At 62.4% G+C, this 12,820-nt stretch carries 11 protein-coding genes; 1 reads left to right on the top strand and 10 read right to left on the bottom strand.

Annotation, left to right across the window (positions count from 1 at the left end):
* Positions 1–14: 14 nt before the first annotated feature.
* Both LNV08_RS21445 and fba read right to left on the bottom strand, forming a co-directional pair.
* On the bottom strand, positions 15–917 hold the full coding sequence (locus tag LNV08_RS21445) for a phosphoribosylaminoimidazolesuccinocarboxamide synthase (RefSeq protein WP_263535785.1): 903 nt from the start codon (positions 915–917) through the stop codon (positions 15–17).
* 103 nt (positions 918–1,020) lie between these two features.
* Entirely contained in the window at positions 1,021–2,085 is a 1,065-nt protein-coding gene (gene fba / locus LNV08_RS21440; RefSeq protein ID WP_263535784.1) for a class II fructose-bisphosphate aldolase, read from the bottom strand.
* Between the two features lie 245 nt (positions 2,086–2,330).
* Between fba and LNV08_RS21435 the strand changes: the two genes are divergently transcribed.
* Positions 2,331–3,350, top strand: a complete 1,020-nt coding sequence (locus LNV08_RS21435; RefSeq protein WP_263535783.1) for an ATP-binding protein — start codon at positions 2,331–2,333, stop codon at positions 3,348–3,350.
* 20 nt (positions 3,351–3,370) lie between these two features.
* Here the strand turns inward: LNV08_RS21435 and LNV08_RS21430 are convergent, their stop codons facing one another.
* The 8 genes from LNV08_RS21430 to LNV08_RS21395 form a co-directional block, all read right to left on the bottom strand.
* Positions 3,371–3,973 carry a substrate-binding periplasmic protein gene (locus LNV08_RS21430; RefSeq protein WP_263535782.1) on the bottom strand — a complete coding sequence of 201 codons (603 nt, stop codon included), beginning with the start codon at positions 3,971–3,973 and terminating at the stop codon, positions 3,371–3,373.
* Between the two features lie 198 nt (positions 3,974–4,171).
* Positions 4,172–5,143, bottom strand: a complete 972-nt coding sequence (locus LNV08_RS21425) for a TIGR02285 family protein (RefSeq protein WP_263535781.1) — start codon at positions 5,141–5,143, stop codon at positions 4,172–4,174.
* 42 nt (positions 5,144–5,185) lie between these two features.
* Positions 5,186–6,619 carry a pyruvate kinase gene (pyk, locus tag LNV08_RS21420; RefSeq protein WP_263535780.1) on the bottom strand — a complete coding sequence of 478 codons (1,434 nt, stop codon included), beginning with the start codon at positions 6,617–6,619 and terminating at the stop codon, positions 5,186–5,188.
* A gap of 84 nt (positions 6,620–6,703) precedes the next feature.
* The gene (locus LNV08_RS21415; protein ID WP_263535779.1) at positions 6,704–9,034 is read right to left on the bottom strand and encodes an NADP-dependent malic enzyme; all 2,331 of its coding nucleotides are present in this window, start codon (positions 9,032–9,034) and stop codon (positions 6,704–6,706) included.
* Between the two features lie 98 nt (positions 9,035–9,132).
* Positions 9,133–10,449 carry a GGDEF domain-containing protein gene (locus LNV08_RS21410; protein WP_263535778.1) on the bottom strand — a complete coding sequence of 439 codons (1,317 nt, stop codon included), beginning with the start codon at positions 10,447–10,449 and terminating at the stop codon, positions 9,133–9,135.
* A 49-nt stretch (positions 10,450–10,498) separates the two neighbouring features.
* Positions 10,499–11,695, bottom strand: coding sequence for a phosphoglycerate kinase (locus tag LNV08_RS21405; RefSeq protein WP_263535777.1), 1,197 nt, complete (start codon positions 11,693–11,695; stop codon positions 10,499–10,501).
* Positions 11,696–11,768: 73 nt separating this feature from the next.
* A complete protein-coding gene (locus LNV08_RS21400) occupies positions 11,769–12,098 on the bottom strand; it encodes an AzlD domain-containing protein (protein WP_263535776.1) in 330 nt (109 codons plus the stop codon).
* Entirely contained in the window at positions 12,095–12,817 is a 723-nt protein-coding gene (locus LNV08_RS21395; protein ID WP_263535775.1) for an AzlC family ABC transporter permease, read from the bottom strand. Before LNV08_RS21395 ends, LNV08_RS21400 begins: the two co-directional genes overlap by 4 nt.
* Between the last annotated feature and the right edge of the window lie 3 nt (positions 12,818–12,820).

Raw genomic sequence — 12,820 nt, 5'->3', positions numbered from 1 at the left:
TCATGCACGCATGCTCAGGCTTGGGTCAAGCGCTGCAAGGCTTCCCGGTACTTGGCCGCCGTATTGGCGATCACGGCATCCGGCAGCGCCGGCGCCGGCGCAGTCTTGCCCCAGGGCTTGCCGTCAACCTCGGCCTGCTCCAGCCAGTCGCGCACAAACTGCTTGTCATAGCTGGGCGGGTTGATGCCGACCTGGTAGCTCTCGACCGGCCAATAGCGCGAAGAATCCGGCGTCAGGACCTCATCCATCAGCGTCAGCGTGCCATCGGCATCCAAGCCAAACTCGAACTTGGTGTCGGCAATGATGATGCCCTTGGTCAGCGCGAAGTCGGCGGCACGTTTGTAGAGCTGGATCGAGATATCGCGCACGCGCGTCGCCAAGTCCTGGCCAATGATGCCGACCATCACGTCGAAGGAAATGTTCTCGTCATGGTCACCCATTTCGGCCTTGGTGGCGGGCGTGAAGATCGGCTCGGGCAGCTTGGATGCGTTTTGCAAACCGGCGGGCAGCTTGACGCCGCAGACCTCGCCCTTGTCCTTGTACTCGGCCCAGCCGCTGCCGGCCAGATAGCCGCGCACCACAGCCTCGACCGGCAGCGGCTTCAGGCGCTTGACCAGCATGGCCCGGTCCTTGACCTGGGCTTTCTCGGCGTCGCTGCTGACCGCAGACAGCGGATCGTCGCCGGTCAAATGATTCGGCACGATGCCGTCCAGCTTGGCGAACCAGAACAGCGCCATCTGCGTCAGCAAGGCGCCCTTGCCGGGAATTGGTTCGCCCATGATGACGTCGAAGGCCGACAAGCGGTCGCTGGCGATCATCAGGATGCGGTCGTCGCCAACGGCGTAGTTCTCGCGCACCTTGCCACGGGCAATCAGGGGCAAGGAGGTGATCGTGGAGTTCAATAAGGCTGCGGTCATGACGGTCGTCCGTTGGGTAGGGCGCGATTTTAGGCGGCAATCCACGCATAAAAAAACCCGCTAGGCACAAACCGAGCGGGTTCCAAGCGAATGAATCGCCCTATTACTTGATCATTTGATTCAGCTCACCCCGGGCGTAGGCTGCGGCTACATCGACCAAGGAACGCGCCTTGATCTTGCCGGCCTGGCCTTCGCAGCCGAACTCTTGAAAGCGCTGGCGCACGATGACTTTGGCGGCATCGCGGGCGGGTTTGAGGAACTCGCGCGGGTCGAACTTACTCGGGTTCTTGACGAAGAACTCGCGCACCGCCGCCGTCATCGCCAAGCGAATATCGGTGTCGATATTGATTTTGCGCACGCCGTGCTTGATCGCTTCCTGGATCTCTTCGACCGGCACGCCGAAGGTCTGCCCCATATCGCCGCCGAACTCGCGGATCTTGGCCAGCAGGTCTTGCGGCACGCTCGACGAGCCATGCATCACCAGGTGGGTATTGGGCAGGCGGGCGTGGATTTCCTTTACCCGGCCAATCGCCAAGATGTCGCCGGTGGGCTTGCGAGTGAATTTGTAAGCGCCATGGCTGGTGCCAATGGCGATGGCCAGCGCGTCGAGCTGGGTGCGCTGGACGAAGTCGGCAGCCTGCTCGGGGTCGGTCAACAATTCGGCATGGGTCATCACCGCGTCGGTGCCGTGGCCGTCTTCCTTGTCACCCTGCATGGTCTCCAAGGAGCCCAGGCAGCCCAACTCGCCCTCGACCGTCACGCCCAAGGCATGCGCCATGTCGACGACCTTGCGGGTCACATCGACGTTGTACTCATAGCTGGCGATGGTCTTGCCGTCCGCCTCGAGCGAGCCGTCCATCATCACCGAGGAGAAGCCCAGGTCGATCGCGCCCTGGCAGACAGCCGGGCTCTGGCCATGATCCTGGTGCATCACGACGGGGATATGCGGATAGCTTTCCACCGCAGCCTGGATCAAGTGCTTCAGAAAGTGCTCGCCCGCGTATTTGCGTGCACCGGCACTGGCCTGCATGATCACCGGCGCGTTGAGCTCGTCGGCGGCCATCATGATGGCCTGGACCTGCTCCAGATTGTTGACATTGAAGGCCGGGATGCCATAGCCATTGACGGCGGCATGATCCAGCAGTTGGCGCATTGAAACGAGAGCCATGAGAGAGTCCCTTGGGAAGTTAAAAACCGTAAAAAACCCTGCGAACGCAGCCTAGCGCCAAAACCGGGTCTTGGGGCATGTAACCGCGTTGTAACTGGCGGCGATTCTAGCGGCGGCTTTGCCGCGCATAAGCAAGGGCTGACTCGCTTGTGCGCCAGCGCCCGAGCATTTAGGCTCGCTGTGCCCTATTTTTCACGGCTTAGCGAAGTTTGAAGCCGCTGACACTAGGCTCAAGGGAGTACTGCATGACACGTTTAGCCATTGACCAATTGACGCTCTGGATCACCGCTGCCGCGCGCGAGCATTCGCACGACCTGGCCAGCCATCTGGAGGAGCGCACCGGTGCCAGCCGGCGCGCCTCGCTGGCCGCCTTGCGCCGCCTGGTTGATGCCAACTGGTTGCGCCGCAGCGGCAGCGACCGCCGGCCGGTCTATGGCCCTGGCCACTTGCGCCAGGTCGCACGCAGCTACACGCTGTACGGCCTGCAAGAAGACATCCCTTGGCAACGCGACTTTGCCCCGAATTTCGACCTCCCGCCCCATGTTGCGCGGATGATCCAGCATGGCTTCACCGAATTGGTCAACAACGCCGCCGATCACAGCGGCGGCAGCAGCGTCACCGTCTCTCTGCGCCAAACCCCCAGCCACGCGCAGCTTTTGGTATCCGACGACGGCTGCGGCGTGTTCGACAAGATCTGCTCGGCTTTTGACATTGCCAATGCCCAGCATGCGATGCTGGAGTTGAGCAAGGGACGACTGACCAGCCAGCCTGAGATGCACACCGGCCGCGGCCTGTTTTTCAGCTCGCAGCTGGCCGATGTGTTCGATATCCACGCCAATGGCACCGCCTTCCAGCGCCGCGCCTGGGAAAGCGGCGGTTGGCAACCGGGCCGGCCGATGCCGCGCCAGGGCAGCTCGATCTATATGTCGATCTCCCTCGACACCAAGCGCACGCTGGACCAGGTCTTGGAGGCATGGAGCCTGGACGGCAGCGGCATCGAGTTTGACCACACCACCATTGCGCTGCGCCTGCTAGCCGGGCCGGGTCAGCCGCTGGACTCGCGCGCGCAGGCTCGCCGGGTGGCGGCACGCCTGCCGATGTTCAAGCGCGCCGAGATCAATTTCGACGGTGTCGTCGATGTAGGCCACGGCTTCACCGACGAGTTGTTCCGCGTCTTCGCCAAAGCGCATCAGGAAGTGGAACTACTGCCCACGCATATGACGCCGCGCATTGCCGCCTTGGTGAAAAGCGCGCAGAACGCCTGATCTGACAGGGTTTCCCGGGCTCAAAGTTCGCTGCTGATCAAGGCCCGCATCGCCTCGGCCTCCTTTCGCATGGCGGCATTCAAACGAGGCAAGACCCGGGCAAGCTCATGTCCGCGTGCCGCCACAAAATGCACCGGGTCCACCTGCATAGGCTCCGGCAGCACGGCGATTCCCGCCGCATGGCCGGACTCCCGGCGCAAGACCTGCTCCACCGCCCAAGGCTGCGGGCTGCGGTGAGATGTCAGCATCACATCGCAGCGCCCGGCCATCAACATGCGCGTACGCGCCGCCAGATCACCATCGACTTGCTCGACCCTGAACAGAGCGGCTTGTTTCGCTGCCTCAAAGGCAGAGCCGTAGCTGATGCCGCGGGTAACACAGAGGGTACGAGCACCCAGATCTGCCAGGCTGCGGTAATTGAGCGAGCGATCGCGGCGCACCACCATCCAGACATGGTTATCAAACACCGGTTGGCTGAACTCGAACTGCTGCTCTCGACTGGCGCTGCGCGAGACCCCGAATGCCAGCGCCTGGCCGCGCTCGGCCATCAAGAGCAAACGCGCCCAGGGCACGGCTTGGATCTGCCATTCAATGCGCGCAGCCTGCCCGATCAGCTTGAGCATTTGCGTCACAAAAGGTCGGCGACTGGATTCACTGACTGCGATCGGCACTGGCAGCCAAGCCTGCGTCAGTGCATTCGCATTTGCGGCCACCTGTTTTGAGAGTGCCAGCGCGCCGCCCGCCAATAAGGCATCGCGTCGTCGCATCCATAAACCGGGTTCAGCCATCTGGGTGCCTAGCGCAACCGGCTTTGCGCTCAATCAGCGCGCCCCCGGCTTGGGCTGCTCCGCTTGGATAGGTGCCGGGGGCGCAGGCTGTGCCGCAGCGCTGGCATTCAAGGCCGCCATACGTGCCCGGTAAACCTGCCGTTCGCTGGGCGGCAGCAGCGCTTCATAGCGCTCGCGCAGCAAGGCCCGCTCGGCCTCCATGCCCGGCAATTGGTCAATCGTCTGGATGACCTGCTTGCCCCAAGGCGTGCGACTGCAAGACGGATAAGTAACAATCAAGCCCGGTGCCTCCACCAGCGGCAAATATTCAAAGTCACCCAAATCGGGCTGGGTCTTGCGCAACTGCTCGACCTCGATCGAATAGCCCAGGGTCACATCAAAGCGCTTGCGCCCCAGGGTGTGCAAAAGGCCGGACAGCAGCCCGTACTCGCTGAAGTCCAGCACCTGCTCCGGCCGGCTGGCGCGGGCTTGCTTCAAGGCCTCATCGATCCCCAAGCCAAAGCGCCGCTTGGGCAAGGTGCCGACCCGCACCTCGGGCGACTGCAGCAACTCGGCCAGGGAAATATCGCCGCGCGGGCGCTTCTTCCAGCCCCCCGGCGGCACATAGCCGCGCCGCACAATCAGCACCGGCGGCAGTTGAATGAAGAAGGCTTCGCTACCAAAGACCGTATAGGCCTCACGCTCCGGCACCTTCAACATCGACAGCGTGCAGACTGGCTGCCCACTTTGCATGTATTGAAAGATCCGCTCGGTGCTGCTGACCTCAAGCACATGGCGGTACTCGGGCATGCGCTTGATCAGGGCGCTGAGGTATTGATCCCGCAGCCCCGTGCCCTTGTTTGGCCCATCCACCATGTGATAGGGCACAAAGTCCAGCAGAAGCCAGCGTATTGCCGGCGGCTCGACCTGCGTCTCCAGCGCCGAACTGACGCCCGGGAGAACCCATCCGGCCAAAAAAACGGTGGCCCAGGTTCGGCGCAAATGATGACGCAGGCGCAAGTTCATGCGCCGACTATAGCGGGCCGCTGGCCCGCCAAAACTTGCGGATTACCCGCCGACGCGGCAGACCTTCAACATATTCGTGCCGCCTGGGTAGCCCATTGGCTCACCGCAGGTGATCGCATAAGTGTCGCCCGGCATCAACACGCCCTTGTCGACCAGAATCTTCTCGGCCGCCGCCAGCGCGGTGTCACGGTCTTCGAACTTGGGCATCAGCAAAGGCCGCACATTGCGGTACAGCGTCATCTTGCGCTGGCTGATTTCCTGCGTGGTCAATGCATAGATAGGCACCTGAATGCGGTGACGGCTCATCCACAAGGCGGTCGATCCCGACTCGGTCAAGGCCAGGATCGCCTTGCAGCCCAGGTGATGCGCGGTGAACAGCGCGCCCATCGCAATCGACTGATCGATACGGCCGAATTGGCGGCCAGCGAAGTCGGTGTCGAGCGTGACGAACTCGGCGCGCTCGGCCTCCAAAGCAATCGCCGCCATCTGCTCGATGGTCTCAACCGGGAATTTGCCGGCGGCCGTCTCGGCGCTCAGCATCACCGCATCAGTGCCATCAAGCACGGCGTTAGCAACGTCGGACACTTCGGCACGCGTAGGCACCGGATTGATGATCATCGACTCCATCATCTGGGTCGCGGTGATCGCCACCTTGTCCAGCGCCAACGCCATCTTGATCATGCGCTTTTGCAGCGCCGGCACCGCCGCGTTGCCGACTTCAACCGCCAAGTCGCCACGCGCGACCATGATGCCGTCACTGGCCTTCAGGATCGCCTCGAGGTGTGGAATCGCTTCCGAGCGCTCGATCTTGGCGATCATGCTGGGCTTGTGGTTATAGGGTTCGCCTGCCATATTGGCCAATTGGCGGGCCATCTCCATATCGGTGGCGTTCTTGGGGAAGCTGATCGCCAAGTACTCGCAGCGGAAGCTCATCGCGGTCTTGATGTCTTCCATGTCCTTGGCAGTCAGCGCGGGCGCGGTCAGTCCGCCACCTTGCTTGTTGATGCCCTTGTTATTGGACAGCTCGCCGCCAAGCTTAACGATGGTGTGCACCGCAGCGCCGCGCACTGCTTCGACCGTCAGCACCAAGAGGCCGTCGTTCAATAGCAGCGTGTCGCCGGGCTTTACATCGCGCGGCAGCTCTTTGTAATCAAGGCCGACGGCTTCCTCGTTGCCGAGTTCGGTACGGTCGGCATCGAGAATGAAACGCTCGCCATTGATCAACTCAATCTTGCCGTTCTCGAACTTGCCGACACGGATCTTCGGCCCCTGCATATCGGCCATGATGGCGACGGCCTTGCCGGCGGCCATCGCCGCTTCCCGCACCATGCGGGCACGATCGATGTGATCCTGCGCCTTGCCATGCGAGAAGTTCAGCCGCACCACATCCACGCCGGCCCGGATCATCCGCTCAAGAATCTCCGGTGATGAAGAGGCTGGGCCGAGGGTGGCAACGATCTTGGTGGCACGGGTCATGACGGGCTCTCGCTGAAATAAAGTTACAGGCGCCGATTATGAGCCGCTTTCAAGTCAGTAAACCGGTTTCACGCGGTTACAGCATCAGCCCTTGGTCGCCAACACGTCCGCTACCGCCAGCGCCGTCATATTGACGATGCGGCGCACCGTCGCCGACGGCGTCAAGATATGCACCGGCGCCGCTGCACCCAGCAGAATTGGCCCGACCGTCACACCGTGGCCGCAAGTCACTTTCAACACATTGAACAAGATATTGGCCGCGTCCAGCGAAGGCAAGACCAACAAATTAGCCGAGCCTTTCAAGGTACTGCCAGGCAGAAAGGCGGCGCGCACCGACTCAGACAGCGCCGCGTCGCCATGCATCTCGCCATCGCATTCAACATCCGGCGCATGCTGCGTAAACAACTCGCGAGCCCGGCGCATCTTGACGGCCGACGGCCGCTTGCTGGAGCCGAACATCGAATGCGAGACAAAGGCCAGCTTGGGCGGCAGGCCGAAGCGCTTGACTTCCTCGGCAGCCATCGCGGCAATCTCGGCCAATTGCTCGGCGTCGGGTTGGTCGTTGACGAAGGTGTCGGTGATGAAGAGCGTGTGCTGTTCCAGCATCAGCGCATTCATGGTGGCGAAGTTGCGCGCACCGGGCTTCAGGCCGATCAGGTCAGACACATGCTCCAGATGATTGTCAAAGCGCCCGACCAGGCCACAAATCATCGCATCGGCGTCGCCGAGTTTGATCGCCAACGCGCCAATCGTGGTGGCCGAACGGCGCACCGCAGCCTTGGCCATATCGGGTGTCACGCCTTGGCGCCCCAGCACCGCGTGATAAGCCTCCCAATATTGACGGAAGCGCGCATCGTTGTCGGGGTCTATCACCGCGACATCGACGCCGAGCTTGAGGCGCAGCCCCGCACGCTCAATCCGTGCGCTGATCACCTCGGGACGGCCGATCAACGTCGGCTTGACGATGCCCTCGTCCAGCGCCACTTGCACCGCACGCAGCACCCGCTCATCCTCGCCTTCGGCGTAGATGACGCGCGCCGCGCCTTTGAGAACAGCAGCCTTGGCGGCGGTGAACACCGGGCGCATGAACATGCCGGTCTGGTAAACATAGCGCTCCAGCGACTGGCGATAGGCCTCCAGATCGGCGATCGGCCGCAGCGCCACGCCGGACTCGGCCGCGGCCTTGGCCACCGCCGGCGCGATACGCAGAATCAAGCGCGCATCAAAAGGCTTGGGGATCAGGTAGTCAGGTCCAAAATGCAGTTCTTCGCCGGCATAGGCGGCTGCGACTTCGTCGCTGGTCTCGGCCTTGGCCAGCGCAGCGATTTCTCGCACGCAGGCCAGTTTCATCTCTTCCGTAATCTTGGAAGCACCGCAATCCAGCGCGCCACGGAAGATGTAGGGGAAGCACAGCACGTTGTTGACTTGATTCGGATAGTCCGAGCGTCCGGTGGCGATGATGCAATCGGGCCGCACGGCCTTGGCCAGTTCAGGGCGAATCTCCGGCTCCGGGTTGGCCAGCGCCAGGATGATGGGCTTCACAGCCATTTTGACAACCATCTCTTGCGTCAGCACGCCGGCGGCCGAGCAACCCAGGAAGACATCGGCACCGTCGACCACATCGGCCAAGCTGCGCGCTGAAGTAACTTGGCAGTAGCGCTGCTTCGACTCGTCCAGCTTGCCGGCCTTGGCGTCCTCGCGCTGATCCTGGATCACGCCTTTGGAGTCGCAGACGTAAATGTTCTCGCGCTTCACGCCCAGACCCACCATCACGTCCAGGCAAGCAATCGCCGCCGCACCGGCACCCGACACCGCCAGCTTAACTTTCGCGATGTCCTTGCCGACCAGTTCCAGGCCATTAAGCAAAGCGGCGCTGGAGATGATGGCCGTGCCGTGCTGGTCATCATGGAAGACCGGGATATTCATGCGCTCCTTGAGCTTCTTCTCGATGTAGAAGCATTCAGGCGCCTTGATGTCTTCCAGATTGACGCCGCCCAGCGTGGGCTCCATCGCGGCAATCATCTCAACCAGCTTGTCCGGATCGCGCTCGGCCAGCTCGATGTCGAACACATCGATGCCGGCGAATTTCTTGAACAAGCAACCCTTACCCTCCATCACCGGTTTGGACGCCAAGGGGCCGATATCACCCAGGCCTAGCACCGCCGTGCCATTGGTGATCACGCCGACCAGATTGGCGCGCGAGGTGTACTCGGCCGCCAGCGCGGGGTCCTGCTCGATCGCCAAACAGGCATAAGCCACACCGGGCGAATAGGCCAGGGACAGGTCGCGCTGGTTGGACAAGGCCTTGGTGGGAGTGACCGCAATCTTGCCGCGCGTCGGTGCGCGGTGGTATTCGAGCGCGGCTTCGCGCAGCGCAGCTTCGGCCGGGGACAAATCGTCCATCTTCTTGCTCATCGCGGTCTCCTGATTATTCAAACTGGCGGCAGCTTAGCCTGCCGATTCCATCCATTCGATGCCGAGTGCTTTAGGCGTCATGCAAAGATGGCAAAACCTTAGGTCGTCTCCGCGTCTTGCGCCGATGCGCCATGCTCCACCCGGTTGCGGCCCAGGCGCTTGGCTCGGTACATCGCTTGGTCGGCCGCGCTGACGGCGGCCTCGATGGTCGCTTCGCTGTCGGCCTGCGCGACACCGAAGCTGCTGGTGACTTGCAGGCCGGCCGGCCAAGCCAAGCCCGTCAAGTGCTGGCGCAGGCGCTCGGCCACGGCCACCGCCTCAGTTTCAGTCGTCTGCGGCATCATCAAGACGAATTCCTCGCCGCCCCAGCGGGCGAGCAAATCTTCCCGCTGGATATTGGCCTTCAGATTGAAGGCAAAAAACTTCAGGACCTCGTCGCCGGCGTCATGCCCCAGCGTATCGTTGATGCGTTTGAAATGATCGATGTCGACAAACACGATCGCCAGCGGGAACAGCAATTCCTCTTGCGCACGGATCAGCAGCTTCAAATCATGCTGCAGGCCTGTGCGGTTAGACAGTCCGGTCAAGCCGTCATGATGGGCCTTGGCCTCGTACTCATCCGAGCGCATCACCAAGCGTGCATTGGCTTTTTGCAACTCGCGCTTGCGGCGCAGGGTCCGGCTCAGCCGGAGTCGGCTGCGGCGCCAATCCCACAGCAAAAAGAGACCCATGCTCAGCACCCACACCGCGATGACGCCCAGCCGAAACGTCGCCGGCTGCACCCACAGGCCAACAAACTCGGCCCGGTCCAGGTAAATCTTGTGCTCGCCCGGCACCACTTGCCCGCCGGTCGTCAGGCTGAGCAAGGTGACGCGGCCCAGTTGCGGGCCCAGCAAGGGCGTCGGCAGCGGATGCTCTTGCACCCACCAGGAAGCGACCATGAATTGCGCCAGCCGGAATTCGACCGGCTGGGCTTCGGCGGCCGGGTCAAACACGACCTCATGCGGCTTCAGGTCGGCCACGCTTTTCGAACTTGAATAAGCCGGATCAAAGTTGCGCAGAAAGACCCGCACCTGCTGGCGCGGCTCTGGCCCGCTGGCACGCACCCACAGGCGCAAGCTGTCGAACTGGGTCAGGTCTATGCCTTGCGTCCCCATGCCGAGGCGTATTTGCAGATCGCAAAACGGCCATTCGTAGCCGGTCTTGATGTCACAGTGCAGGACCCAGCCCGAACCCTGCTGCTCGACCCGAGCGACGCTGTGGCCGCCCTCCTCTTGGTCATTGACGGCGGCGATCTGACTCAGCTTGTGGCTGCTGGCGTCGATGACCACGGTGCGCGTCATCCAGTTCTCATTGGCATACAGCGCCAGCAAGGTCGACAAGAGCAAACCCAGCAAAAGACGGCGAAGAATCATCGGCTTGGGCGAGTTTGCTGCGTTCAGGCAAGGCGCTGGATTTGCGGGATCAGGCCTCTTGCGCGCGCTGGCTCAAAATCTCGAAGGCGGGCAAGGTCTTGCCCTCCAAAATCTCCAGGAAAGCGCCGCCGCCGGTGGAGATATAGCCCACGTCCTTTTCGATGCCGTATTTGGCGATCGCTGCCAGCGTGTCGCCGCCACCAGCGATGCTGAAGGCGCTGGACGCCGCAATGGCGCGCGCAATCGTCTCGGTGCCATGAGCAAAAGCGTCAAACTCGAAGACGCCGACCGGGCCGTTCCAGACGATGGTGCCGGCAGCCTTGAGTTGCTCAGCCAGCATGGCGGCGGTCTGCGGGCCGATGTCCAGGATCAAGTCGTCGTCGGCGACATCAGCAGCGGCTTTGACCGTCGCCTCGGCGTCGGCCGCGAAACGCTTGGCCACCACCACATCAACCGGGATCGGCACCGCCGCGCCGCGCGCCTTCATCGCCGCGATCACGGCTTGAGCTTCAGGCACCAAATCAGGCTCGGCCAGCGATTTGCCGATCTTGAGCCCCGCAGCCAGCATGAAGGTGTTGGCAATGCCGCCGCCGACGATCAAGCCGTCCACCTTGTCGGACAGCGCCTTCAGAATGGTCAACTTGGTTGAGACTTTGGAGCCGGCGACGATAGCAAGCAGGGGCCGTTTTGGCGTGGCCAGCGCTTTCGTGATGGCGTCAATCTCGGCCGCCAGCAGGGGGCCGGCGCAGGCAATTTTTGCAAACTGCGCAATGCCATAGGTCGTGCCTTCGGCGCGGTGGGCGGTGCCGAAGGCGTCATTGACGAAGATGTCGCACAGCGCGGCCATCTTCTTGGCCAGCGCCTCGTCGTTCTTCTTCTCGCCCTTGTTGACGCGGCAGTTCTCCAGCAAAACCAGTTCACCAGGTACGACGCTGACGCCGTCGACCCAGTTGGCCACGACCTTGACCTCGCGGCCCAGCAACTCGCCCATGCGTTTTGCCACAGGTGCCAACGAATCTTCAGGCTTGAACTCCCCCTCGGTCGGGCGGCCCAGATGCGAGGTCACCATCACGGCAGCGCCGGCCTTCAAGGCCTGCTCGATGCAGGGGATGGACGCACGGATGCGGGTATCTTCTGTGATATTGCCCGCATCATCTTGCGGCACATTGAGGTCGGCACGGATGAAAACGCGCTGGCCGGCGACCTTGCCGGCGGCGATCAAATCGGAAAAACGGATGACATTCATGAAGTAAGGCCCGGTATGTAAATGCAATGGTCGCTAGCTTACCAAGCCCTTTGCCTTGTGCCGATCAGCCGGGTTACCAACCCAGCCCAATACGCAACAACAACATCACGGCGGTGCCGCTGATGATGGTGCCGAGGATGCCGCCGCGCCAGAAGAAATAGGCCGTACCGACCGCCGTGGCGTAGAGCCGGGCGTCTTGCCAGGTGTTGATCAAAGCCCCTTGCGTCATCACGATCTCCGGCACGATCACCGCCGCCAAGGCCGCCAGCGGCGCATAGCGCAAGCCCTGCTTGGCCCAGTCGGGCATCGGCAAGGCCTTGTTGGAGATCAAAAAGAAGCCGCGCGTCAGGGCGGTGATCAGGGCCATTCCGAGGATGCCGGCAACGATTTCCCAGTCAGTCATTCGTGCACCTTGCGCTCAGGCAGCCAATGTTCCATCAACAGCCCTGCCGCCACCGCCACCGAGATAGCCACCAGAATATTGAGCCGCAGCGGCAGGCCATAGGCAGCCACCGCCGCGCAGCTCGCCACTGCCCCCGACACCCAGGCATTGCGGTCCTTCAACAGGGAGAAAGCCAGACCCAGCAAGGCCAGCACGCCGGCGAATCCCAGGCCCCATTCGGTCGGCACCCGGTCGGCCGCGAGTATGCCGATGATGGAGGGCACTTGCCAAGAAGCCCAAGTCCAGGCCGCCCCGCCGGCGTAATAAGGTATTTGTCCGGGGCCAGGTTTGGGCTCGGGGTAGCGCCGCATAAAGGCGACATAGTTCAAGTCGGCGGCAAAGTAAGCCAGGCTCAGGCGCTGCAGCCGCGGCAGATGGCCGAAATACATGCGCCACTGCGCGCTGAAAATCACGAAGCGCAAGTTGACGCAAAAAGCGGTGGCCCACAGCACCCACAGCGGCGCGCCGCTGGCAATCAGGGGCAATGCGGCCAGTTGAGAGCTGCCGGCAAACACCACCAAGCTCATCAACAGCGCCAGCGGCACCGACAAGCCGCTCTTGACCATGGCCACGCCGGTCACCAAGCCCCAGGCCGAAATGCCCAGGCCTATGCTCATCATCTCGCGCGAGCCCTTGCGAAATTCGGGGTGGCGCCACAGCGCCGCTGCTTCTCTGTTCATACC

Origin of the sequence: Paucibacter sp. TC2R-5, from assembly GCF_025717605.1 — a bacterium.
GTDB classification, from domain to species: Bacteria; Pseudomonadota; Gammaproteobacteria; order Burkholderiales; family Burkholderiaceae_C; genus Paucibacter_A; species Paucibacter_A albus.
The sequence above is the reverse complement of the archived record's forward strand: the minus strand, read 5'-3'. Positions and strand labels throughout refer to the sequence as shown.